Origin of the sequence: Nocardia brasiliensis ATCC 700358 (assembly GCF_000250675.2) — a bacterium.
GTDB lineage: Bacteria > Actinomycetota > Actinomycetes > Mycobacteriales > Mycobacteriaceae > Nocardia > Nocardia brasiliensis_B.
This window is the reverse complement of record NC_018681.1, coordinates 9,186,300-9,210,441: the sequence shown is the minus strand read 5'-3', so window position 1 is coordinate 9,210,441 and position 24,142 is coordinate 9,186,300. Positions and strand designations below refer to the sequence as shown.

Below are 24,142 nucleotides of genomic sequence, written 5' to 3'. Positions count from 1 at the left end.
GTCCCCGCGGGCCGGGCTTCGGCTACGGCGTCCGGGTCACAGGTGGTACACCAGCAGTAGCCACAGGGTTCCGCTGGTCTTCGTCTCGTGTGGAACGCACACGGGGACGTTGCCGGGCCGGCGATAGGCCGCCGTGGCGGATCGGCAATCCCGTTCGGTATCGAAGGCGCGAACCACCAGATCCCAGTCGATATCGGCGGTGTTCTCCGTGCGCACCGTTGTCCGCGCAGGTTCAGTCTCGTCCGGCATGGCCAGCGCGGTAGAAACGGAAACGAGGGCAAGAAAGCCGAGCGCTTTCGCGGCAACGAACTTTCGAACCATAGACACCCAACCCTCTGCGGACACCGTATCAAGCGGATCCTCGTTCCGCACAGCCGTTTTCCGCGCCGAGCCGGTGACGGCACCGCGCCCTTCCGGCTACCGCCCGCCGGGCAGCAGATGGCGCAGGAACTTTTCTGGGGCGGCGAGGAAGTCGCGGGTTAGATGCACCGGGAGTGCGTCGTCGTAGTCCACGGTGCTGATCGTGCCGTCGTCGGCGATCTCGAGGATGGTCGCGCCCGGGAGCGCGAGCAGCACGGGGGAGTGGGTGGCCACGACGATCTGGCTGCCCTGCTCTGCGAGTTCTGCGAAGCGCGCGAGCACCGCCAGGCAGCCACGAACCGAGAGCGCCGCCTCCGGCTCGTCCAGCAGATACAGCCCACGCGGACCGAAGCGATGCAGCACCAGATCGACGAACGATTCGCCGTGGGAGCGCTCGTGCGGTGAGACGCCACCGTAGGCGGGCAACAGCGGCGGCCCGCCGCCGCGATCGAGTCGCTCGATCTCCGAAGCCACGTTGTAGTACGACTCCGCCCGCAAAAAGAAGCTGTTCTGCGGCTTGTGGATGCTTCGCTGCAGGACCAGATGGTCACCCAGCGACGATTCGGTGGCGCGGGTGGCGAACCGGAAGTTCCGGCTTCCGCCTTCCGGGTTGAATCCGGCGGCGACCGCGATCGCCTCGAGCAGCGTGGACTTGCCGGAACCGTTCTCGCCCGTCAGGAACGTGACTCCAGGCGGCAACGGCAGGCCTTGGGATTCGGCCAGATACCGCACGGCCGGCAACGTGAACGGATAGTGATCGGTGACCGTGTCCGGGTGCAGCAGAACGCGCCGGATGAAACCACCTCGCGATGCGAAACGGTCATCCGTCACCAGCGTCCTCCGCGTCCGGTACCCACGACATCACCGTACGTGCCACGGAACTGTTCTACTACGGGGCCGCCGTGGGGCGTTGGGCTGCGGCGGGGTGGGGTGGAGGATCTAGAGTCGGTCGGGTGATCGAGGCGACGGAGATTACTACGGGGGCGGGGACGTTCGACGTGTTGACCTGCGGGGACGTGCGGGGGCGGGAAGTCATGCTGTTGCACGGGTTTCCGGAGGGGGCCATCGAGTGGGAGTTCCAGCTGCATACGCTCGGGGGTGGCGGGTGCTATGTGGTGGCACCTGATCAGCGGGGGTATTCCGCGGGGGTGCGGCCGGAACGACCGGCCGAGTACCGGGTCGAAGAGCTGGTCGGCGACGTGCTCGCGATCGCGGACGAATTGGGTTGGCAGCGTTTCGATCTGGTGGGTCACGACTGGGGCGGGTACGTCGGCTGGGCGGTGGCGGCGGCGCACCCGGAGCGGCTGCGCACGTTCACCGCGGTCTCGCAACCACATCCCGGCGCGCTGCTGAAAGCGATGAAAGAGGACGAGGATCAGGCGCTGCGGTCCCAATACGTCGCGCGGCTGCGCGAGCCGCGGACCGCGGAACGCGCCTTGCTCGCCGACGATGCCATCGGCCTGCGGCGGCTCTTCGAATGGAAGGTCCCGGAGGAGCGCGTCGACCACTACGTGGAGCGGCTCAGTCAGCCGGAAGCGCTGACGGCGGCCTTGAATTGGTATCGGGCCGCGCATTTGTCGGGCCGGGTCGGCGAGGTCACGGTGCCGACGCTGTACGTGTGGAGCACCGAGGACAGCGTCATCGGATCGACCGCCGCGCTCGCCACGGAGAAATACGTGACCGGTCCCTATCGCTTCGAAATGCTCGAAGACGTCTCGCACTGGATCCCCGAGCAGGCACCGGAGGACCTGACCCGGTTGATCATGCAGCACCTGCTCGCCCATCGGTCTTGAGCCGGGAGCCCTTCGCCCGGCAACCTTTTCGCGAGCGCGCTCCCCGGTCGCCGGGACGAGCCGGACGATTGTGTTAACGAATCGGTGACACGCCGATCCAAAGGGGCACGCCGCTCCGAATGCGGAGCATGCCCAACTCGAATACGCGCACTCTGCACGAACTGCCGCCGGCCGTCGCGGCGGTCGTCCGCGAAGTGGTGGCAACCGGCGCGGACGCCGTCGTCACCGACGGCGACACCGAGATCGCGGTGATCATGACGATGGCCGATTACGAACGGCTGCACCAGTACGCGGATCTGGCCGATGCGTCGCGACCGGACTATGCGGGCGAGGTGCAGGCGATGTCCATCTCGCAGATGCTCGACGTGCTCGGCGTCGATCCGACGGTGGTCCGGACGGTCCGCGGCCGGGCTTAAGCGCGCAGCGTGGCGAAGGCCGACCAGAGCAGCGGCGAGTGCTCGATCGCGCCGTCGCTGCGCCAGCGGTTCAATTGCGCGCGTTGCCATTCGGCGAGCGCGGTGACCGGGTCCTCGGCTTCGTGCGCCGCGTCGATCGCGCAGATCGCCTGCTGGAGCGGATGGGCGTCCGGCGGGGCGCCGGCGATCCGGTGGAAGGCGAGATCGGTGGGCAGTGGCCAGCGGCTCGCCGTCACCAACTCGGCGCCGCCGTTGATCATGGCCGCGGTCAGGCCGAGCGCCTCGGTGAAACGCAGGTCGCCGCCGCTCTCGCAGGCGATCAGCGCGACCCGGCTGGGGATGGGCCAAAGATCCCGGCCGTTCCCGGGTTCCGCGGTCAGCGTGTGGGTGCCGAGCAGGAAGTCCTTGGCGGACAACGGCCGATGGGTGCGATCGGGTGCGGCGAAACCGAGTGTGTCCGCGGTGCAGGCCAGATGGAGTCGCGCGGCTTCGCTCTGGCCCGACTCGGGCGGCGCGGCGGTGACATGGCCGACGTAGACGAGCCTGCTCGCGCCCGCGCGCAGGGTCGCACTGAGCCAGGTGCGATCGAGGTCGGTGCGGCGGAAGATCTCGGTCGGCGCACCAACTGTGGGCTGCAGGCGACCCTGCGCCGCGTAGTCGGCGATACGCCGGGTGAGTGGGGCGTCCTCGGGCATCCGGCCGAGCACCGAGCCGAGGATCGAGTCCGCGCGGAAGCCGGGAACGCGCGGATCGAGCACGGCGACAACGGGTTCGCGCCGCGTCCGAGCCCAGCTGCGGGCGGTGCGGCCCGGCGCCTGCACGATACCGGCCGGAGCCAGCAGGCTGATGTCGGCGATATCGATCAGGCGCAGGTCGGGTGCCGGTGCGAGGAGTTCCCACGGCACCTGCGCCACCCGCGGCGACGGTTGCAGGCGGATATGCGGCCGAACGCCTTGCCGATACAGCTCGTACAGCTGGGCGGCGAGTCCCTGCGGGAGCAGTGCACGGGAAAGCGCCTGGGCGACCAGGTATTCGGTATCGAGCGCGGCGAACGGGCCGGATGTCATGGCATGTTCCAGCCCGCCCGGCTGTTCCGGGTGTGGGAGCGCATCGGTCAGTCGTCGGACCGCGTCGAGCACCGCTTCGCCGGGCAGCATGGCCGCGCCACGCGCCGCGGTGCCGTCGGGCCAGCGCCAGGACATGTATACATCGCCCGCGTCCGCCATGCGCACCAGGACCGTCGGCTGTGCCGTCATACGGTGAGTACCTTGCTGTCTCGGATCAATCGGCCGTACCGCTGTTCGGCGGCGGCGATGTAGGGGTCCAACGCGATCCGGCCCTCCGCCGCCAGCGCCAAACGTGGCGGCGGGGACACCGGCAGTCCTGCCTCGGCCGCCACCTCGGCCAGCGCGGCACCGAGCTGTAGTGCGTCGACGCCGGGCTGCGCCGCCGCCGCGGCGGGCAATTCGAACAACTCCAGCGGTAGGCGCGCGGCGGCGGTGTCTTCGGCTCGGCCGACGTTCAAGGTCGTTCCCGCGCACTGGGTTTCGATCAAGTCCGCGAGCAGCAAGCCGTTGCCGGAAAGGTAGGCGAAGCGGAACGCCAAGCGCATGGCAGGGTCGGCGATCTGCCGATTCCACTGGTTTCGCTGATTGCCGTTGGGCAGGGTGTACCGCACCGCGTCGATGGCCAGCGCCGCCGGGACGGCCACGTCGACGGCTTTGGCGAGCAGCTCCGCCGAGGGTGACTCCGCAGCCGTGACCGCTCCTTCCAACAGCGTCGCGTACCAGTAGTCGAGTTGGGCGCAGTGCAATCCGAGGCCGCGTTCGGCGTACGCGCTGAAAGCTTGCGCGAGCAGCGCCTCGCACTCTGCGACTCGCCCGTTCTTGAAAGCCACTGTCGCCAACCGCATCCGCAGATCAGCGGCGTCCAGGACCGCGCCGGACTCGACGAAGTAGGCCAGGCTGCGCTCGTAGAGGTCCTGCGCCTGGGCGAGATCAGCGCGGCCCTCGGCGAGGAAGGCCAGGGTCTTGAGCCCGATGCCTGCCCGGTAGCCCAGCCCCGCCTGCTCGAAATACTGCTGACTGGCCCGCAACGGTGGCTCGGCCTCGTCCAGGCGCTCCAGCCGGACCAGCATGGTGGCGAGATTCTGCTGGGTCTCGGCGACGGCGTTGCGGTCGCCGGCCGCATCGAACGCGGCGAGCGCTTGCCGGGCGAAGTCGATGGCCAGCTCGCGCCTGCCGGTCTCGAAATACGTGGCGGCCAGGTTCATCAGCGGATGCCCGGCCAGCTGCGGTGCGAATCGTTGTGCCGCGTCCAGTGATTCACGCGCCAGCTCGGCGGCGTAGGCCCAGTGCTGTCGATGCAGCGCGACGGCGGTCAGCGACAGCAGGCAGGCGACTCGCAGCACACCTTGATCAGGATCGGTGCTCGCCGCGAGCAGTGTGCGCGCCTGCTCCAAAGCGTCCTGCGCGGCGTCGAGTTCGCCGAGATGCTGTAGTGCCTGCGACATGTTGACCAGCGCGTTGGGGCGCAACCGCGGGGCGTCCTCCGGCATGGCCGCCAACGCCTCCTGATAGAGCCGCAACGCCGTCGCATGCTCCCCGAGTTCGTCCGCCATACTCGCCGCGTTGACGATCGCCCCGATCCGCACATCCCCGGTCGTGTTACGCGCGGCATCCTCGAAAATACGCAGCGCCCCGGCCGTATCACCGCGGGTGTACGCCTCCGCCCCCGCCGCAAGCAGCGCGCGCCCGTCATCCGGTGTCGGCTCGGCCATGTCAGAAGTCCGAATCCGAAGCGGCGGCTGCGGTTTCGGCGGCCAGGGGGGCCGCGTCCGGGTCGGTCGTGCCGCGCAGGCGCGCCGCAGCGAAATCCCTTATGCGGTGCCGCATCTCCGCACCGTGCAGCGCGCCGCCGTGCAATCCGTGCTCCGCCCTGGCGTTGCTCGCCGCGTTCTCGCTTGTCCCGCCGCTATTCGGCAGGCTGCCGCTCGATCCGTTGTCCGGCTCGGTGCCGCCCGAGCCGGAGTCGACATCGCCTACGCCCGGCACTGAAACCGCGACGCGCACAGTGGTATCCGCTGCGTCGGGTGCCGTTACCTCGGCAGTCCATTGGTCACCGTGTGGCGCCAAGGTTGTTTCGATGGTTCCGGTGGAGGTGTGGATCGCGGCGTGCGGGTGTAGATGTTCGGGGACCTCGGCGGGCAGCCCGGGGGCAGCGACGGCGCGTACGGAGACGGTGGTGCGGCCGCCCTCGCGCCGGACTTCCCAGGAGATCGCGCGTTCGGAGGCGTCGAGCAGGCCGGGTGGGCAGCAGCGCCAATCCCAGCCGGTGCTGCCGCGGGCGAGGACCAACGCGCCGCTCGGCGTGGCGGTGGGTCCGGCGGCCAACGCGTAGTCCTCGGCGCGCCCGGCGTACACCGGCAAGTCCACTTCCTCGATCGCCTGGTCGGCTCCGTCGACGAGCATCTCGCATTCCGCGCCGAGCACGGCGATCTCGTCGAGCAGGAGCCGCTCGTCCAGCGGCGCGATTCCGTCGAGGACGGACGCGGGCCACCAGCGGGCGGCCCAGTGCGCGTAGGCGAGCCGCCACGCACTCAGCACCAGCTCCGGCAATTCGGGGGCGGCCGGCAACTCGACGTCGTCGCCCGCTTCGACGGCGAGGGCGATCGGTTCGCCGAACACCGCCCACAACCACTCCTGTGCTAGGTCGGCACGATCGAGCACCGCGGCGGGTAGCGGCCCGCCGTCGAGCAGGCTCCAGGTCAGATGCCCGCCCAGCACCTCGAGCACGGTCACGTCCAGCCGCGCCGCCGCGTCGAGGACGGTCGGCGCGCCGGCTGGGGCGATCACCACGAGCCCGTCTTCGGTCCGGTGGATGCGCACCGCATCGTTCATCAGCTCGCCCTCGATTCGGTCGAATCCGGCTCGGCCGCCATGACACTCAACGCCTGTTTGACCCTGGTGCGGTGATCGAGGATGACCGAGCGGGCGACACCGTCGAGCAGATCCCACAGTTCGTCCGGGTCGTAGACCGCGTACTCCCGGACATCCCGGCCGTGCAGCCGAACCCACAGCCGCCGCAGGTAAGGCCGCCACGGTGTGGACAACTCCGCGGCGATGGCGGCGAGCGGTCCGCCGGGCGGCGGCGTGGTGGCGCTGCGGACCACCAGCCGCCGGGCTTGCAGCACATATGCTTCCCGCCGCCACCGGCTGTTGATCACGCGGTGCGCAGCGGTTTCCGGACCGCGGGCATGCTGCCCGCCGATCGGCGCGAGACCCTGTGCCAGCGTGACGCCGGTCGACGCCGCCACCCGCAGCGTTTCATCCAGAAGCGCCCAAGGTGAACAACTTCGAGCGATCTCGGCGCGCACCAGCTCGGGAATCGGTGGTAGATCGGCGCGTTCGGTCGAGGCTTGTAGTGCGGTGAACACGCGCTCGTAGACGGTGCGATCGAACGGCAGGCCGAGGGTGGCCGTCGAGGCCGAGACACCGACGGCGGGCGGGCGCGGCACGGGGTGCACCGTGAGCCCGAGTTCGCCTGCGGAGCATTCGGATTCGTCCTGCCACAGCCGGATCCCGGCGTGCGTGCCCGCGTGCGCGGCGACGAGCCGGTCCAGCCTCGCCTGACCGTTGTCCCGATGCTGCCCCTGCCGCGCGGCGGCGCACGCGTCGAGCAGCTCGACGATCGCGGCGGTGTGGTCACCGCCCGTCGGGCCGGTCAACGGCCTGCGCCGCCAAGCGATTTCGATCAAGCCGGCGAGTTCGGTCGTGCGTTGTGCGACATACTCCTTCAGGGCCTGGGTGGTCCGGCCCGCCGCGAGATCGTGCACATCGCGCAGTGTCGCCTCGGCGACCGCGCGGTCGCGCACCGCGTCTGGCGGGCCCGCCGTCGTCGCGAGTTCGAAGCAGCGCTGGAAGTACAGGTCCTGCGGGTTCCCCTCGGTGATCCGCAGGGCTCGGCGCACCTGCTTGAGCAGCGTGAACCAGGCCGCGGTCGCGCGCAGCACGTCCGCGGCGGCGTGCACGCGGGTGGCGAGCAGCACCGCGCCGTCGGCGCTGAGGATCGGGCCGGCGCAGAGCGGATGCTGCACGGGCCGGATCACCAGCGGATCGAGCACGAGTTTCACCGTGCGGCGCAACGGCCCGCCGTGCGGACCGCTGAGCGGTGCCACTCCGTCGAGCTTGCGCCACACCTCGTCGAGCACCATGGCGCGCGGTCGTCGCATTCGACCAGGTTAACGGACATTTGTCGGATTCGGACCGGCGCAAACCTGGGATCGGTAGGGCGCGAACCGTTCCTACCTTTCTCGTATCGGCCCAGCCACACCGGGCCGGCCGAACTCCAGGAAGGCACCGAGCCCTCCACAGACAGTCAGGAAGCATCATGAACACCAAGTCCGTCACCGCCGTCCTCGTCACCGCCGCCGCCGCTACCGCGCTGTTCGTCACCGGATGCAGCGACGACGCGAGCAGCAGCCCGGCCAAGTCCTCGGCCGCCGCGACGCCGTCCGCGCAGGGCAACCCGGCGCCGGCGGGCAAGTCGACCGCCTCGGTCGACGGCAAGGCCCTCACCGCGACGTTCACCACCACCTGTGCGAAGCAGGCGGGCACGCTGGCGCTCGCGCTGACCGACACCGCCAACGCCACCTACGGCAACCTGTCGGTGAGCGCCACCATCACCGGCGCCGACACGGTCCAGGCGGTGGGGTTCGCGGGCACCAAGGGCGGCGAGTCGGGCCAGCCCTATGCGATCGGCTTCGGCAACGGCATGCCGGGCGGCTCGGCCACCCTCACCAAGGACGGCAACACCTACAAGATCTCCGGCGAGGGCGTCGGCGCCCCCGACCTGACCAACCCGCTGGCCGGCCCGAAGACCTCGAAGTTCGACGTCACCTTCGCCTGCTCGGACCTCGTCGGCGGCTGATCGCCCGCGGCGCCAACCTTTCCGCCCCACCCCGTCGTCGCGGCCACGACCTCGACGACGGGGTGGGCTCGAATCCATAAGGAGCATCATGAAATACCTGCGCTGGGGCGCCGTCGCGGTCGGCGCGCTCGCCATCGGCTACTACGTCTTGCACGGCCTCACCTATAACCGCACCGATGTCTACGAACCGGCCGGAATGGCTTGGCTCGGTTGGCAGATGGTGCTGCCCATCCTTGCGCTCACCCTCGTCCCGATCGTATTCGCATGCACCGGCGAGGGCATCGCCGCGGCGTTCACCGGCCGGAACAGTGCGGCGTTCCGCAACGGTTTGCTGGGTCTCGGCACCATCAGGTCGGTCGGTCAGACGGGTATGACCGTCAACGATCAACCGCAGGTGCGGATCGAGTTCGCGGTCGAGGGCGCGGACGGGAAGAACTTCGTCGCGACCGCGAAAATGATTGTGCCGCTGACCGAATTGGCTCTGCTGCAGCCCGGAGTGGTGCTGCCGGTTCGCTACCTGCCGGACCGCACCGACAAGGTCGAGGTGGATCTTTCCGGTGATACCGCCCAGGCCCAGCAGGCCATGAACGAGTCGATGATCCGCAAGGGCATCACCACGCGGCACAAGCTCGACATCGCCGAGCGGGGCATCGCGACCCAGGCGGTGGTCCGGTCGCTGTCGGTGACCGGCGAGATCCGCGACGGCCACTCGAAGATCGCCCTCGGGCTGGTCGTGACCAGGCCCGACGGGTCGACGTTCAGCACGCTGGTGGAGAAGTTCCTGGCCCCGAGCAGTGTCGGCCAGGTGCAGGTCGGTCGCATCCTGCGGGTGCACTATCTGCCGGAGGCCGAGCACGAGGTCGTCATCGCGCTCGCCGTCAATGCCTGAAGCCCGGCGAATGCCGCGCTGCTCCGAATCATGCGGAGAGCGCGGCATTTGTTTGTGCCGAGCGGTAGCTGGGCAAACTGAGGGTTACCTAATTGTTCCGCTGTTCACCTTTTGTCCGTTTCTGGATTGTCCGGATCGTTTAGCGTGCCGTTCGTGAGTTTCCAGCCCCTCGCCTTGTTCGTGAAACACGACGGCCAGTCCTCGCGCGCCGCGGTCACGTGTGAATACAAATGTGCGAACGCGTGTTTCCACGAGGTCCCCAACACCTCGGCCGGCGCCTACTTCGGTGACATCGTCAGCTCGCTGAACCGGCGCGGCCTGATCAAGGGCGGCGCGGCGGCCGTGCTCGCCGTCGGCGCCGGCAGTGTGCTCGCGGCCTGCGGCGACGACGTCGAGCAGACGGGGTCGGCCGGCCCGTCGCCCAGCGGCCCGCCCGGGACCGGCACCGACTTCGCGGCGGTCGCGCCGAACAAGGAAGACGCGCTCGTGATCCCGGAGGGCTACGAGCAGGGTGTCGTGATCCGCTGGGGTGATCCGCTTTTCGCGGACGCGCCCGCATTCGATTTCGACAAGCAGACGGCGGCCGCGCAGGCCAAGCAATTCGGCTACAACAACGACTTCGCCGCGCTGTTGCCGATCGAGGGGCAGGCGAATGGCTTCCTGCTCGTGGTGAATCACGAATACACCACGGGCCCGCACATGTTCCGCGGATACAACAAGGACGCACCGACCGATGAGCAGATCGCGATCACTCAGGCCGCGCACGGCCTGACCGTGGTCGAGGTGCGCGGCGAAGCGGGTACGGGCAAGCTGACCCCCGCCTTCGGCAAGTACAACCGCAGGATCACCGCGACCACCGAGTTCAAGCTCACCGGTCCGGCCGCGGGCAGTGATCTGGTCAAGACCTCCGCCGATCCGACCGGCACCAAGGTGCTCGGCACCTTCGCCAACTGTGCGGGCGGCGTGACCCCCTGGGGCACAGTCCTTTCCGGCGAAGAGAACTTCAACGGCTACTTCGCCAACGGCGACAAGCTCACCGAGGCCACCGCGGCCGCCCGCGCCAAACGGTACGGCTTCGCCGCGGGTAAGACGCCCAACCAGTGGGAGCGTGCCGACAAGCGGTTCGACCTGGCCCAGGAACCCAACGAGGCCAACCGATTCGGCTACGTGGTGGAGGTGGATCCGTGGGATCCCACCTCGACCCCGATCAAGCACACCGCGATGGGCCGGCTCAAGCACGAGGGCGCCACCATCTACGTCACCGCGAAGGGTGAGGTCGTCTCCTACACCGGCGACGACGAAAAGTTCGACTACATGTACAAATTCGTGTCGTCGCGCAAAATGGAATCGGGTGCGGGCGCATCGAGCATGCGGCACAACCTGACCATCCTGGACGCGGGCACGCTCTACGTCGCCAAGCTCACCGGCGACCATCCGGACAAGGTCGACGGCACCGGGGCGAAGCCCTCCGACAAGGGTTTCACCGGTACCGGCCAATGGATTCCGCTGCTGGAGACCGGCGCGGACGGCAAGGGCAAATCGCTGGTCGACGGCATGAGCGCGGAAGAGGTCGCGGTGTTCACCCGGCTGGCCGCGGACAAGGTCGGCGCCACCAAGATGGACCGTCCCGAGGACTTCGAGGCCAACCCGTACACCGGCAAGGTCTATGTCGCGTTGACCAACAACGACAATCGCGGGGCCAGCGGCAAACAGGGCCCGGACGAGGCGAATCCGCGCAACCTGAACAAGAACGGCCAGATCCTGGAGATCGAGGACGAGCACGCGGGCACGAAGTTCACCTGGTCGCTGCTGCTGGTCTGCGGTGACCCGAACGCCGCGGACACCTACTTCGCCGGATACGACAAGTCGAAGGTCAGCCCGATCTCCTGCCCGGACAACCTGGCCTTCGACCCGTACGGCAACCTGTGGATCTCCACCGACGGCAACGCGCTCAAGTCGAATGACGGCCTGTTCTCCGTCGTGCTCGACGGCGCGAATCGCGGTGCCACCAAACAATTCCTGACGGTGCCGCGCGGTGCGGAGACCTGCGGCCCGGTGGTCACCGAGTCGCGCGTGCTGGTGTGCGTGCAGCATCCCGGCGAGTCCGACGACGCCACCCCCGAGAACCCGCTGTCGCACTGGCCCGACGGCGGCACCGCGCAACCGCGTCCTTCGGTTGCCGCGGTGTGGAAGAAGAACGGCGGCCGGATCGGCGCTTAGCGTCCGGTGCGCCGCCCTGCGAAACCGCCACTGTATCCCCTGCAGGAGTGGCGGTTTCGTGGTTTCCGGGTGGCGCTACATGTTGGCGAAGCGGGCGAAATCGCCCTGCGCGCCGCTGTAGCGGTTCAGGTCGGTGTTACCCGCGATGCCGTCGATCCGGCCGCTGTCGGTGGTCTGCCAGAAGGTCCAGTGCGGCCAGCCGCCCGGTACCTCGGGATCGTCGTTGTCCCGGTAGTCGGCGATCCACAGCGGATACCGGGTGAACTCGTTGGTATCGGCCATCGCCGTCCGCCAGAAGTGCGGATAGGTGTAGACGATCGGGACTCGCCCGGTGAGGGCCTGCACCGTGTTGAGATACCGCCGCGTCCAGTCGATCAGCGCGGCGGGCGGCAGTCCGCCGGTGGTCTCCAGGTCGAGCACCGGCGGCAGGTCCAGTGCGCCGTTCTGCCCGAGCACCACGGTCGCGTACAGCGCGGCCTGCGGTTCGGGCGGCAGGTTCGGCCGGGCGTAGTGGTAGGTCCCGCGGGCCACCCCGGCCGCCCGCATCAGCAAGCTGTCCGGGACGAAGTACGGGTTGATGTAGCTGAGGCCCTCGGTGGCCTTCACCATGGCGAAGTCGTGGCCGGAACGCTTGACCGCGAACCAGTCGATCAGCCGCCCGTCGATGTGCTGCCAGGACGAGACGTCCGGGCCGGTCGGCGTCGCCACCGCGGTGCCCGGCAGGGTTGCGGTGAGGATGCCGGTGAGCGCGAGCAGGGTCAGTGCCGAACCGCGGCGACGGATGGTCGAGCTCCAACGAGGGATGTCCATGGCTTTCGACGATAGCTATTTGATCTTCCTGTGACCAGTGTTGCGTAAGAGGCAGTTGCGGAACATTTACCCAACGGCATGCGAACCGGGTGGTTCAGCCCAGCCAATCCAGCACCGAGGCGGCGGTCCACGACTGCTGCATGCTGCCGAGCGGTTCGCCGGTGAACGGCTCGTAGTACTCGGCGAAGCTGCCGTCGCTGGCCTGGCGCAGCCCCTCGGCCCGCAGCATGAACGAGCGTTCGGCCCAGCCACGCCGGGCGAACACCCAGGAGAACAGCCAGCTCATCACCGGCCATACCGGCCCGCGCCAATATTCGCGGGACCGGAACTCCCGCGACACCGGCGAGGTCGAGGGCGGCAGCGCGTAGCGCAAGTCGGGATGCCCGCAGAAGCGCGGACCCTCGAACGTGCGCAGCAGCGCCCGCTCGGTATCGCGCGCCAGCCCGCCGCACAACAGCGGCGCGAACATCGCCAGCGTCTCGGTGCTGATCCAGCGCTGCGCGCGCACATCGTAATCCCGGGCCGCGCCGGTGCGCGGGTCCGTCGTCGCGACGACGCCAGCCCGGAACCGATCGGCCCACATGTACAGCTCGCGCACGTCGGCGTGCGGCTGCTTGTACTCCTCGCCGATGTGCGCGAGCACCTCGCACGCCAGCGCGAAGATCCCGGTGACGAACACGTCCTCGACGGCGAAACTCATCGTCGAGGAAAGCTGATAGTCGTCGTAGCCCGCCCGCCGCATCTGCTCCACCAGCCAGAGATAACGGTCGTACTCGCGATCGCTCGGGCGCTGGGTGGGGTCGGCGACCACCGCGGTGTCCTCGCGCCGGTAGGGCGGCAGATCCTCGGGCACCACGTTGGCGTAGGCCCGATCCCAGCGCGGCGAATTGTCCATACCGGATTCCCAGCCGTGATACAGCGTGATCCGGCCGGTTTCCTTGGGGTCGCGGGCGTGCGCCAGCCAGCGATGCCAGCGCACCAGGTCGGGCCAGCGCCGGTGCAGGAAGTCCTCCGCGACCGCGCGGGTGCTGCGGCCGTGCCTGCGCGAGTGATCGAGGATGCGCTGCACCGCGATGGCGTGCACCGGCGGCTGGGTGATCCCGGAGGTGTCCGGCCCGTCGGGCGCGTTCGCGGCCAGCCTGCGGCACTCCCACCGCGCGGGACCCGGAAAGTAGCCGTCGACGCCGTTGGCGAACACGATGTGCGGGATCATGCCGTTCTTCCACTGCGCCGAGAGCAGCGTGTCGAGCTCGATCACGGCCCGTTCCACGCTCAGCGGCGCCAAGCCGACCGCGACGAACGCGGCGTCCCAGCTCCACATGTGCGGATACAGGCGCGGCGCCGCGCTGGTCATCGTGCCCAGGTCGTTGCCGCGCAGCAGATACGCGGCGCGGGCCGCGAGCTGCGTGGGCGTGAACCCCGGGTGTGCCATCCCCCTATTCTGCGGTGCCACCCGCAAGTACGCCCGTTCTGTGATGTCCGACTCGGCCTCGTCCCACCTGGTGGCGGGGGGCTCGTGCGCGGCGGTTGTCACTCTCGAATGCCCCGTCCGTATTTCACTGCTCGAGATGGTCGATCGATATATGCATGCATCGCTCTGTTTTCCTGGGCTATTACGGTGGGGCGCATGACCAATGCCGTGACCAGCTCCCCGAAGCCGACCGCGCTGATCACCGGTGCGAGCCGTGGGCTCGGCGCCGCCATCGCCCGAGAGCTCGCGCCGACCCACGACCTGCTGCTCGGTGCCCGATCGGCCGACGCGCTGCGTCCTGTTCTCGACGAGCTGCCCGGCGCGACCGCGTGGCCGGTCGAGCTGACCGACTACCCGGCGGTGGCCGCGGCGACCGCGCAGATCCCGCGCCTGGATGTGTTGGTGCACAACGCCGGTGTCGCGGATCTGAACAGCATCGCCGAGTCCACCGTAGAGCAGTGGCGACATACGTTGGAAGCCAACGTGATCGCCGTCGCCGAGCTGACCCGCCTGCTGCTGCCCGCGTTGCGGGTCGCGAACGGCCATGTGGTGCTGATCAATTCGGGCGCGGGGCTGCGCGCCAACGCGGGCTGGGCCTCCTACGCCGCGAGCAAGTTCGCGTTGCGTGCCTTCGGCGATGCCCTGCGGCTGGAGGAGCCCGCCCTGCGCGTCACCGCCATCCACCCCGGCCGCATCGACACCGATATGCAGCGCGAGATCATCGCTCACGAGGGCCGCGAATACCAGCCGGAGCAGTTCCTGCGCGCGGAGACCGTGGCCGGCGCGGTCCGTACCGCCGTCGAAACCCCGCGCGACGCCCACCCCACTGAGATCGTGCTCCGCCCGATGCCCAGCTAGCACCGGAAAGACTACGGCCCCTTCCCGTTCCGTCTGCCGGAAAGGAAGGGGCCGAAACCGGTTCGCGCACGGGCCGGTCACCGTCGCCGTCGATCAGTCGTCGCCGTCGGTCCTGGTGTAGTAGACCGTGACCGACGGCCAGTCACCTTCGGCGGTAACTTCGTTGTGCAGCACCAGATCCTGCACGCTGACCGCGCCGAGTTCCGTCAGCGTCGCGGCGATCGCCCGCAACAGCGCAGGCACGTCCCCCTGCCCAGCCCCCCGCGGATTCGCCTGCGAGAAATGCAGCGCACGGTATTCGGTCTTCGACACAGGGCTACTCGGGTGGGTCAGGCGACGATGTTGATCAGGCGGCCGGGGACGACGATCAGTTTGCGGGGGGCGGCGCCGTTGAGGAGGGCCGCGATCTTTTCGTCGGTGAGGGCGGCGGCCTCGATCGCGGCGTTGTCGGCGTCGGCGGGGACCTGGATTCGGCTGCGGACCTTGCCGTTCACCTGAATCGGGTACTCGACGGACTCCTGCACCAGCAGCGCGGGATCGGCCACCGGGAACGGGCCGTGCGCCAGGGACTCGTTGTGTCCCAGGCGTTCCCACATCTCCTCGGCGATATGCGGGGACAGCGGCGCCAGCATCAGCACCAGCGCCTCCACCACGGCGCGCGGCGCGCCGTCGGGATAGGTCTTGGTGAGATGGTTCGTCAGCTCGATCAGCTTGGCGCCCGCGGTGTTGTCGCGCAGCGCGGCGTAGTCCTCGTCGACACCGGCGATGGTCTTGTGCAGCAGGCGCAGCGTTTCCGGCGTGGGATCGAGTTCGGCGACGCGCACCGCGCCGGTCTCCTCGTCCACCACCAGCCGCCACACCCGCTGCAGGAACCGGTGCGCGCCCACGACGTCCTTGGTCGCCCACGGCCGCGAGCTGTCCAGCGGGCCCATCGACATCTCGTAGAAGCGGAAGGTGTCCGCGCCGTAGAGGTCGTACATCTCGTCCGGCGAGACCGCGTTCTTCAGCGACTTGCCGATCTTGCCGTACTCCTGGAACACCTCGATCTCGGTGCCGCCCGGTTCGGTCCAGAAGAACTTGCCGTCCCGCTCGACGATCTCGGCCGCGGGCACGTACGCGCCGCGGGCGTCGGTGTAGGCGTAGGCCTGGATGTAGCCCTGGTTGAACAGCTTTCGGTACGGTTCCCGGCCGCTGACATCACCCAGATCGAACAGCACCTTCTGCCAGAACCGGGCGTACAGCAGGTGCAGCACCGCGTGCTCCATGCCGCCGATGTACAGATCGACACCGCCCGGATCGTCCGGGCCGTGTTCGGCCGGACGCGGGCCGAGCCAGTACTGCTCGTTCTCCTTGGCGCAGAACGCTTCCGGGTTGGTCGGGTCGGCGTAGCGCAGCTGATACCACGAGCTGCCCGCCCAGTTCGGCATGACGTTGGTGTCGCGCCGGTACATCTTCGGGCCGTCGCCCAGGTCCAGTTCGACGTTGACCCACTCGGTGGCCTTGGCCAGCGGCGGTGACGGCTCGGAGTCGGCGTCGTCCGGGTCGAAGGTGACCGGGGCGAAATCGTCCAGCTCCGGAAGCTCCACGGGCAGCATCGATTCCGGCAGCGCGTGCGGCCTGCCGTCCTCGTCGAAGACGATCGGGAAGGGCTCGCCCCAGTAACGCTGGCGGGCGAACAGCCAGTCGCGCAGCTTGTACTGGATGGTGCCGGTGCCGTGACCGTCGGCTTCCAGCCGGGCGATGATGGTCGCCTTGGCCTCCTCGACGGACAGTCCGTCGAGATAGCCGGAGTTCACCAGCGCGCCGTCACCGGAGTACGCGGCCTCGGCGAGGTCGCCGCCGGTGATGACCTCCACGATCGGCAGGCCGAGCACGGTGGCGAATTCCCAGTCGCGCTGGTCGTGGCCGGGCACCGCCATGATCGCGCCGGTGCCGTAGCCGCTCAGCACGTAGTCGGCGACGAAGACCGGCACGGCTCGGCCGTTGGCCGGGTTCACGGCATGGACGCCGAGGAAGACGCCGGTCTTCTCCTTGTTCTCCTGGCGCTCCAGATCCGACTTCGCCACGATCGACTTGCGGTACGCCGCAACGGCATCCGCGGGATTCGCGGCGCCACCGTTGGTCCAGCGCGGATCGGTGCCGTCCGGCCACGCCGCCGCGGTCAGCTTGTCCACCAGTTCGTGTTCCGGTGCGAGCACCACGTAGGTCGCGCCGAACAGGGTGTCGGGCCGGGTGGTGAACACTTCGATCTGCTCGCCCGCGACGTCGAACTTCACCTGGGCGCCGCGCGAGCGGCCGATCCAGTTGCGCTGCATCGCCTTCACCTGATCCGACCAGTCCAGGTGGTCCAGGTCGTCGATCAGCCGGTCGGCGTAGGCGGTGATCCGCATCATCCACTGCCACAGGCGCTTACGGAACACGGGGAAGTTGCCGCGCTCGCTGCGGCCGTCGGCGGTGACCTCCTCGTTGGACAGCACCGTGCCGAGGCCGGGGCACCAGTTGACCATCGAATCGGTCAGGTAGACCAGGCGATACGAGTCCAGCAGCGCGCCGCGCTCGGTGGCCGAGAGCCCGTCCCACGTCTTGCCGTCCGGGACCGGCCGTGCGCCACTGGCGAATTGAGCTTCGAGCTCGGTGATCGGGCGCGCGCGGTCGAGTTCCTGGTCGTACCAGGAGTTGTAGATGCGCAGGAAGATCCACTGGGTCCAGCGGTAGTACGCCGGATCGGTGGTCGCGAACGAGCGCCTGCTGTCGTGGCCGAGTCCGAGTCTGCTCAGCTGGCGCTGCATGTTGGCGATGTTCGACTCGGTGGTCACCCGCGGGTGCGCGCCGGTCTGTACCGCGTACTGCTCGGCGGGCAGGCCGAAGGCATCGAAGCCGAGCGCGTGCAGCACGTTGCGGCCGTGCATCCGGTGATACCGCGCGAACGTGTCGGTGGCGATGTAGCCGAGCGGATGCCCGACGTGCAGGCCCGCCCCCGACGGGTACGGGAACATGTCCTGGATGAAAAGCTTGTCCGCCGGGGTGTCGCCCGCTAGCGGACCGACCGGGTTCGGCGCATGGAAGGTCCCGCGGTCGGCCCACGTCCGCTGCCAACGCGCTTCGATACGGGCGGCAAGCGCGGCGTTGTACCGATGCTCGGGTACATCGCTATCGGTCGCACGAGTGTCCTGCACGGTCCTGCCTTCTTGTTATCGCCGATCCCCGACAAACTTCGTCTATCAGGGTAGAACGTGCACACCGCAGTACTGAAAATCGGGCTGCGCTGACTCCGTTCGCGCGCCCGTGCCGATCTCTGTTCCCGGGTTACCCACCCGTCGGTATGCGGCTGCGGCACACCGGTTTCGCGATACCGCAGAGTTGGCATTCTCCGCTCGGCGGACCCAACAGTGCGTTTGGTTGCTAGGTCCGCGAGCTGTCCCGGCGCAGTGTGGAAAGCGCTTGTCCGCAGTGGTGACGCGCCGGGTGCTGCAGGGTTGCGCGGGAGCTGTCGGCGGTCCGTCGACACCGATGCGATAGCCTGCATGGGTGTTCGTCGTCGCTCTCGTCTTGTTCGTGCTCGGCCTCGTCGCCCTCGCGACCGGAGCGCTCGGGCTGACCGGCCGGCTGCCGCGCAACCGCTTCGTCGGGGTGCACACCGAGGCCGCCCTCGCCGACGACGAGACCTTCCGCGTCGCGAATCGCATCGCCGCCCCCACCTCCCTGGCCGCGGGTGCGCTGCTGCTGGCGGGTGGTCTCGTCGTGCTCGCCGCGGGTGGTTTCGCGGCGCTGTTCGTCGCCGTAGGTGTCGCCGTCGTCGCGCTGTTCACCCTGGGGGCGGGCGCCAACGCGGCCGCGGCCAAGGCCGCGGCGATCGCCCCGCCCGCCGAGGTCGGCGGCTGCGGCAGCGCGTGCGGCGCCTGCTCGCTGCGCGACGCCTGCCAGCCCGCGACTTAGGGCCTGTTTCATCCGGTCGAACCATTCCACCGGCCCGCTCGTAACCCTATTCGCCCAGGTTTCGATCCGATCACCTCGCCGAATCCGGTTGGCACTGGTGTGGGGCGGTCCCATACTGGGGAAACTACTGGCACGACTCCGGGGTGGATATGGGTACGTTCGACCGGAGCGCGGGCTCCGATCTCGTCGTCGCGGCAGGCGAGACGTGGGGCATCTCCGGATCCGATTTCTTGGCGATCTATCTGCCGTTCGCGCTGCTCGCGGTGGCGCTCGGGGTGTGGATGCGGCTACGGGTGACGCGCGCCGCGCCGGACCCGGGCACCGCGCACCCCGGCGCCGAACTGTCCGTGCCCGAGGTCGGCCTGCTGTTCGACGACCGGCGCGCGGTGCTCACCGCGCTGGCCCGGCTGCGCAGCGCCGACCTCATCGATTCCAGCGCCGCCCCGACCCGGCCGCTGGAGCAGGCGGACGAATTCCGGTTGGACCCGTTCACCTTGGCGGTGCACCGGCAGATCGTCGCCGGGACCAAGCCGACGGTGGCCGCGCTCACCGTCGCGTTGTCCGGCACGCTCGCCAAGCTGCGCGATTCCATGGTGCGGCGCGGCTACTTTCCGGACGCGGACTTCAAGCGGCGGATCTGGGACGCGGGCCTGCCGACGCTGGTCGTCATGACGGTCGGTGTGGTGCGGCTCGTCGCGGGCATGCTCAACAACAACCCGGTCGCGTTCCTCGTCCTCGCTCTCCTGGCGCAGTTCCTCTGCTACTGGTTCCTGGTGGGCAAGCCGCGGCTGACTCCGCTCGGCAAGCGGGCCCGTACCGACGCGAGGACCAGCAGTCAGCATCTGCGGCCGGCCAACTCGCCCGCCTACGCCACCTACGGGGCGGAAAGCGCCGCGCTCGCGGCGGCGGTCTTCGGTGGGGCCGCACTGTTGACGCTCGATCCCGGGCTGGCCGGCGCGGTCGAACCGCCGAGCTCGTCCGGTGGTGACAGCGGCGGGAGCGGGGACAGCGGTGGCGGCGGCTGCAGTGGCGGCGGTGGCTGTGGCGGGGGCGGCGGCTGTGGTGGGTGACGGTCCGGCCGCCCGATGAATGGACTGTTGCCGGCGGCGGCACTCGGCATCGGCTGGCGGCCCGAGATCTGCGGCGTCATCGCCGAACTGGACGGGCTCGGTTTCGCCGAGGTGATCGCGGAGTCGCTGCCGTTGCGGCGGCGGTCCCGGCTGCGCGGCGGGCTGACGGCGGCGCCGCCCGCCGAGCTGACCGCACTGATCGATCGCGGTGTCGCTGTTGTGCCGCATGGTATTTCGCTGTCGCTGGGCGGGGCCGAGCCGGTCGGCGAGCAGCGGATCGCGCACCTGGCCACCGCTGCGGCGGCGCTGGCCGCTCCGCTGGTGAGCGAGCACATCGCCTTCGTGCGCGCGGGCGGCGTCGAGGCGGGGCATCTGCTGCCGGTGCCGCGGTCGGCCGCGGCGCTGGCTGTGCTCGAACGCAACATCATCCGGACCCAGGCGGGGCTCGGGGTACCGCTGGCCGTGGAAAACATTGCCGCGCTGTTCGATTGGCCCGACGACGAGTACACCGAGTCGGAGTTCCTCACCGAGTTGGTCGAGCGGACCGGGGTGTATCTACTGCTCGATATCGCGAATGTCTATGCCAACGCCCGCAATCGGGACCGCGATCCGCTCGGCGAACTACTGCGCCTGCCCGCCGACCGGGTCGCCTACTGTCACGTCGCCGGTGGTCACGAGGCCGGCGGCCGCTATCACGACACGCACACCGATCCCGTTCCGGCTGAAGTGCTCACCCTCGTCACGGAATTCACCGCCCGGCAGCCGGTGCCCCTGATGCTCGAGCGCGACGGCAACTACCCGCCCGCCGCCGAACTCTTGGACGAACTCGACGCGATCGCCGCCGCGGCGCACCGTCCGTCGATCACCGGCCGTGCCCGGGCGGTGCGCGCATGAGTGCCGAATTGGCTGCGCAGCAAGCGGCTCTGGTCCGTGCCCTGGTGGCCGGGGCCCCGGTGCCCGCGGGATTCGACTGCGCGGACGTCGCGGCCGCCGCGCACGCCCTGCTCCGCAAACGCGCGGACGAGGTAGCCCGCCGCTTCCCGATGCTGGCCCAGGCCTGCGGCCCCGACTTCCGCGAGCGTTTCCTCGCCTGGGCCGACGGCAGATCGAAGACCAGCACCGCGGCCGACGCCACCGCCTTCGCGGCGTCTCAGGGTCTCCCGGCACCTGTCGGCACCACTACGAAGAGATGGCCGCGCCGCTGATCCCCGCGACCCCGATAAGCACGAACGTTCGGCTTCGTCCGGAGTGATATCGCAATTCATGGGATGTGAGAAAGTACGCACGGTGTGGGCGCGCTAGGGGCTCGATGCGGCGTTAGCCTGGGCTGTGCGATTCCTCAGCAAGTTCTATATCGACGGATTCATCCTGTCGATCCTCGCTTCTGTCGCCCTGGCCAGCGTTTTCCCGGCCAGAGGTACCGCGGCGGACGTGGTCGACGTGCTGACGAAGATTGCCATCGCATTGCTCTTCCTGCTGTACGGCACGCGTCTCTCGCCGAAGGAGGCGCTGGCCGGCCTCACGCACTGGCGGTTGCATCTGGTGGTGCTCGCCTGCACCTTCGTCGCCTTCCCGTTGCTGGGCCTGGCGGCACGGGTGCTGGTGCCGAGCGTGCTGACCGACGACCTGTACACCGGTCTGCTGTTCCTCTGCCTGGTCCCGTCCACTGTGCAGTCGTCCATCGCGTTCACCTCGATCGCGAAAGGCAATGTGCCGGGCGCGATCGTGAGCGCGACGACCTCGAACCTGCTCGGTGTGTTCATCACCCCGCTGCTGGTGATCCTGCTGATGAACACCACCGGCCATGCCAGCGTGGACTTCTCGTCGATCGGCGACATCGTGCTGCAACTGCTGGTCCCGTTCGCGATCGGGCAGCTGATCCGGCCGAAGGTGATCGGCTGGTTGAGCCGCTACGCCGAGCCGACGAAGCTGGTGGACCGCGGCTCCATCCTGCTCGTCGTCTACGCCGCGTTCAGCGCGGGCATGGTGGAGGGCATCTGGCACATGCTCTCGCCGTGGCGGATTCTCGCGCTGGCCGGCGTGTGCTGTGTGCTGCTCGCGCTCATCATCGCCTTGACCATGCTGATCGGCCGTTTCGCCGGCTTCTCCCGGGCCGACCGCATCGTGATCGTGTTCTGCGGCTCCAAGAAGAGCCTCGCGACCGGATTGCCCATGGCGACGGTGCTTTTCGCCAGCCAGCCGGTGGGCCTGATCGTGCTGCCGCTGATGATGTTCCATCAGATCCAGCTGATCACCTGTGCCGCACTGTCGCAGCGCTGGGCCAAGCAGGCCGACGATCCGGGGGAAACCAGCGAATTGAAACCGGCCGCTTAACGTAGTCCGGCCAGCGCGTGCAACACGGCCCGGTCGGCGTCGGGGTCGCCGACCGAGATGCGCGCGCTCCCATCGGGATACGCCTTCGCACCGATACCGGCCCGGCGCAGCGCGGTGGCCACACCGGGACCGGGCAGGAACAGAAAGTTGGCCTGGCTGCGCGGCACCGCGATACCGCGGTCCCGCAACGCGGTGCGCAGTTCCTCGCGGGCGGCGGTGATGCGCAGGGTGCGTGCGGCGAGTTCCGGTGCCGCGGCGTAGGAGGCGGCGACCGCCGCCTCCGCCGTCGAACTCATCCCGAACGGCAGTTGCAGCCTGCGCACCCGGGCCGCCAGATCGCGCCTGCCGAACGCGTAGCCGATGCGCAGCCCGGCCAGACCGTACGCCTTCGAGAAGGTGCGCAGCACAAGCAGGTTCGCATGTCTGCTCAGCAAGACGCGCGGGTCGACATGGTCGGCGGCGTCGAGGAATTCGACATAGGCCTCGTCCAGGATCACCGGTACTCGCGCGGGCACCGCGCGCAGGAACGCGGCCAGCTCTGCGGCCGGGACCACGGTGCCGGTCGGGTTGTGCGGGCGGCACACCACCACCAGCCCGGTGCGCCTGTCGACGGCCTTGGCCAGCGCCCTCAGGTCCTGATCGCCGCCGGCGTCCAACGGCACCGGCACCGGGTCGAGCCCGGCCATCTCCGCCATGATCGGGTAGCCGTCGAAAGTCGGTGACCCGTAGACCATTCCGGCACCCGGCGTGGTCAGCGACTGGATGATCTGCCAGGCGACCCCGGTCGCGCCCGCGCCGACCACGAGCTGATCCGCTCGGACGCCGAGGTGCCGGGCGATCAGCCGGGGCAACCGTTCGGGCAGGAACTCGGGATACCGATTCGCCTGCGCCAGCGGGACGGATACCGCGCGCAGCACCGAAGGCAATGGCGGGAACGGGTTTTCGCTCAGGGCCAGATCGAACCGCGGCGGCGTAGCGGCGCCGCGCCGCTGTCGTGACGGCGTGGTCTCCTCGACGAACCGGACGTTCATCCGGCCGCGCCCCACCGGATGGCCGCGGCGGCCGCGAAATCACCCGCGTGCGCGAAGGCCGACAGCAGGACCACCGAGCCGTTGCGCAGCCGGCCCGCTCGGTTCTCCACATCCAGGGTCACCGGAATGCCCGCGGCGAACAGGTTTCCGCACCGGTCGAAGGTGTCCGGGTGTCGTTCGGCGGGCAGTTCCAGTGCGTCGTGCCAGTTCCGCAGGAACAGGCGGTTGGGTTGATTGGTGACGAAGGTGTCGATGTCGCGACCCTTCACCCCGATCCGATCGCACACGGCCAGCGCCACTTCCGGCACCAGCCGGTTACCGCGCGCGAACACCTTGGTGATCTTCGATTCGGTGAAGCTCACGCAGCCCTGCCCCTCGCCCGGCTCCCAGTACTTGCGGTCCCCGTTGGTGGAGAACTCCATGTCACCGGCGAACTCGGGGTACGTGCGGCATTCGATGTCCAGGATCGGCGCGCTGTCGTCTTTGACCAGCAGGCCGACGCCGCACCCGTCCCCGGGCACCGGCGCCTGGGCCAGCTTGCGGATCTCGGGCTGGGTGAAGACCGGGCCGGCGCAGTTCTGGGTGGCCGCGATCAGCGCGGTGCGCGCGTCGGTGGTCTGCAACACCATCTGCGCCATCGACATCATGTGCACGAAGGCCGCGCAGCCGCCGTTGTGCACGTCGTAGACGAAGCCGGGTCGCGCGCCGAGCCGCCGGGCGACCTCGGGCCCGCAGCCCATGACCGGATTGGTCGGCAGCTGGGTGTGCGTGATCAACACGTCGATCTGCGAGAGGAATTGTGCCCCATGCCGTTCGATCAGCGGGGCGACCGCGCGCTCGACCATGTCCACCGCGGTCTCGTCGCGATCCACGTGGTGGCGGGCCGTGGGGGACCGGAACATCACGTTCTTCGCCATCCGGTCCGAGCGGGAGAACTGGGTGAAGTATTCGGTGCCGACCGGTTCGCCGGGCAGATACCCGGCGACGTCGACGAGGCTGACCGTGGGAAAGGAATTCATACCGGGC

General features: G+C 69.0%; 23 protein-coding genes. 11 read left to right on the top strand and 12 right to left on the bottom strand.

Translation table 11 applies throughout. The annotated features are described in order from the left end of the window. Positions 1-36: 36 nt before the first annotated feature. Entirely contained in the window at positions 37-372 is a 336-nt protein-coding gene (locus tag O3I_RS45265) for a hypothetical protein (protein WP_141691841.1), read from the bottom strand. A 45-nt stretch (positions 373-417) separates the two neighbouring features. Then, a complete protein-coding gene (locus tag O3I_RS41255) occupies positions 418-1,191 on the bottom strand; it encodes an AAA family ATPase (RefSeq protein ID WP_014989022.1) in 774 nt (257 codons plus the stop codon). Between the two features lie 122 nt (positions 1,192-1,313). Here O3I_RS41255 and O3I_RS41250 point away from each other — a divergent pair, with 122 nt between their 5' ends. Together O3I_RS41250 and O3I_RS41245 are read left to right on the top strand one after the other, a co-directional pair. Further along, positions 1,314-2,153, top strand: a complete 840-nt coding sequence (locus O3I_RS41250; RefSeq protein WP_041563196.1) for an alpha/beta fold hydrolase — start codon at positions 1,314-1,316, stop codon at positions 2,151-2,153. A 128-nt stretch (positions 2,154-2,281) separates the two neighbouring features. Next, positions 2,282-2,569 carry a hypothetical protein gene (locus O3I_RS41245; protein ID WP_014989020.1) on the top strand — a complete coding sequence of 96 codons (288 nt, stop codon included), beginning with the start codon at positions 2,282-2,284 and terminating at the stop codon, positions 2,567-2,569. On the opposite strand, the gene O3I_RS41240 is transcribed toward O3I_RS41245, so the two are convergent. Genes O3I_RS41240 through O3I_RS41225 form a run of 4 tightly spaced genes read right to left on the bottom strand, consistent with a single transcriptional unit; the run spans position 2,566 to position 7,781 of the window. Beyond that, a complete protein-coding gene (locus O3I_RS41240) occupies positions 2,566-3,825 on the bottom strand; it encodes a CHAT domain-containing protein (RefSeq protein WP_014989019.1) in 1,260 nt (419 codons plus the stop codon). The genes O3I_RS41245 and O3I_RS41240 overlap by 4 nt on opposite strands. After that, the gene (locus tag O3I_RS41235) at positions 3,822-5,348 is read right to left on the bottom strand and encodes a tetratricopeptide repeat protein (protein ID WP_014989018.1); all 1,527 of its coding nucleotides are present in this window, start codon (positions 5,346-5,348) and stop codon (positions 3,822-3,824) included. Before O3I_RS41235 ends, O3I_RS41240 begins: the two co-directional genes overlap by 4 nt. Before the next feature lies 1 nt (position 5,349). Further along, positions 5,350-6,468: a hypothetical protein gene (locus O3I_RS45870; RefSeq protein ID WP_014989017.1), complete on the bottom strand. Its 1,119-nt coding sequence runs from the start codon at positions 6,466-6,468 to the stop codon at positions 5,350-5,352. Further along, on the bottom strand, positions 6,468-7,781 hold the full coding sequence (locus O3I_RS41225) for a hypothetical protein (protein WP_014989016.1): 1,314 nt from the start codon (positions 7,779-7,781) through the stop codon (positions 6,468-6,470). Before O3I_RS41225 ends, O3I_RS45870 begins: the two co-directional genes overlap by 1 nt. 176 nt (positions 7,782-7,957) lie before the next feature. Between O3I_RS41225 and O3I_RS41220 the strand changes: the two genes are divergently transcribed. The 3 genes from O3I_RS41220 to O3I_RS41210 all read left to right on the top strand — a co-directional run bounded on the left by O3I_RS41220 (position 7,958) and on the right by O3I_RS41210 (position 11,606). Next, positions 7,958-8,497, top strand: coding sequence for a lipoprotein LpqH (locus O3I_RS41220; RefSeq protein WP_014989015.1), 540 nt, complete (start codon positions 7,958-7,960; stop codon positions 8,495-8,497). Between the two features lie 85 nt (positions 8,498-8,582). Continuing rightward, entirely contained in the window at positions 8,583-9,386 is an 804-nt protein-coding gene (locus tag O3I_RS41215) for a hypothetical protein (protein ID WP_041563194.1), read from the top strand. A 153-nt stretch (positions 9,387-9,539) separates the two neighbouring features. Then, positions 9,540-11,606: a PhoX family protein gene (locus O3I_RS41210; RefSeq protein WP_041564976.1), complete on the top strand. Its 2,067-nt coding sequence runs from the start codon at positions 9,540-9,542 to the stop codon at positions 11,604-11,606. Between the two features lie 75 nt (positions 11,607-11,681). Here O3I_RS41210 and O3I_RS41205 read toward each other — a convergent pair whose 3' ends face one another. Both O3I_RS41205 and ggh read right to left on the bottom strand, forming a co-directional pair. Then, the gene (locus O3I_RS41205) at positions 11,682-12,416 is read right to left on the bottom strand and encodes a glycoside hydrolase family 25 protein (protein ID WP_014989012.1); all 735 of its coding nucleotides are present in this window, start codon (positions 12,414-12,416) and stop codon (positions 11,682-11,684) included. Positions 12,417-12,510: 94 nt separating this feature from the next. After that, entirely contained in the window at positions 12,511-13,848 is a 1,338-nt protein-coding gene (gene ggh / locus O3I_RS41200; RefSeq protein WP_014989011.1) for a glucosylglycerate hydrolase, read from the bottom strand. Between the two features lie 195 nt (positions 13,849-14,043). Between ggh and O3I_RS41195 the strand changes: the two genes are divergently transcribed. After that, on the top strand, positions 14,044-14,745 hold the full coding sequence (locus O3I_RS41195; RefSeq protein ID WP_014989010.1) for an SDR family oxidoreductase: 702 nt from the start codon (positions 14,044-14,046) through the stop codon (positions 14,743-14,745). Positions 14,746-14,838: 93 nt separating this feature from the next. On the opposite strand, the gene O3I_RS41190 is transcribed toward O3I_RS41195, so the two are convergent. Both O3I_RS41190 and leuS read right to left on the bottom strand, forming a co-directional pair. After that, complete coding sequence (locus tag O3I_RS41190) at positions 14,839-15,057, bottom strand: hypothetical protein (protein ID WP_014989009.1); 219 nt, start codon at positions 15,055-15,057, stop codon at positions 14,839-14,841. Positions 15,058-15,074: 17 nt separating this feature from the next. Further along, positions 15,075-17,921 (bottom strand): leucine--tRNA ligase, encoded by a 2,847-nt coding sequence (leuS, locus tag O3I_RS41185; protein WP_014989008.1) that lies wholly within the window; start codon positions 17,919-17,921, stop codon positions 15,075-15,077. A 352-nt stretch (positions 17,922-18,273) separates the two neighbouring features. Here leuS and O3I_RS41180 point away from each other — a divergent pair, with 352 nt between their 5' ends. The 5 genes from O3I_RS41180 (at position 18,274) to O3I_RS41160 (ending at position 22,085) form a co-directional block, all read left to right on the top strand. After that, positions 18,274-18,681, top strand: coding sequence for an SdpI family protein (locus O3I_RS41180; protein ID WP_014989007.1), 408 nt, complete (start codon positions 18,274-18,276; stop codon positions 18,679-18,681). Positions 18,682-18,830: 149 nt separating this feature from the next. Next, positions 18,831-19,751 (top strand): TIGR04222 domain-containing membrane protein, encoded by a 921-nt coding sequence (locus tag O3I_RS41175; protein ID WP_014989006.1) that lies wholly within the window; start codon positions 18,831-18,833, stop codon positions 19,749-19,751. 15 nt (positions 19,752-19,766) lie between these two features. After that, on the top strand, positions 19,767-20,645 hold the full coding sequence (locus tag O3I_RS41170) for a DUF692 domain-containing protein (RefSeq protein ID WP_014989005.1): 879 nt from the start codon (positions 19,767-19,769) through the stop codon (positions 20,643-20,645). Further along, a complete protein-coding gene (locus O3I_RS41165; RefSeq protein WP_014989004.1) occupies positions 20,642-20,956 on the top strand; it encodes a hypothetical protein in 315 nt (104 codons plus the stop codon). Before O3I_RS41170 ends, O3I_RS41165 begins: the two co-directional genes overlap by 4 nt. A gap of 124 nt (positions 20,957-21,080) precedes the next feature. Beyond that, positions 21,081-22,085, top strand: coding sequence for a bile acid:sodium symporter family protein (locus tag O3I_RS41160; RefSeq protein WP_014989003.1), 1,005 nt, complete (start codon positions 21,081-21,083; stop codon positions 22,083-22,085). Here the strand turns inward: O3I_RS41160 and O3I_RS41155 are convergent. Together O3I_RS41155 and O3I_RS41150 are read right to left on the bottom strand one after the other, a co-directional pair. Beyond that, positions 22,082-23,116, bottom strand: coding sequence for an aminotransferase class I/II-fold pyridoxal phosphate-dependent enzyme (locus O3I_RS41155; protein WP_041564974.1), 1,035 nt, complete (start codon positions 23,114-23,116; stop codon positions 22,082-22,084). The two genes, O3I_RS41160 and O3I_RS41155, sit on opposite strands and share 4 nt — an antisense overlap. Next, positions 23,113-24,135: a 3-oxoacyl-ACP synthase III family protein gene (locus O3I_RS41150; RefSeq protein ID WP_014989001.1), complete on the bottom strand. Its 1,023-nt coding sequence runs from the start codon at positions 24,133-24,135 to the stop codon at positions 23,113-23,115. Before O3I_RS41150 ends, O3I_RS41155 begins: the two co-directional genes overlap by 4 nt. Between the last annotated feature and the right edge of the window lie 7 nt (positions 24,136-24,142).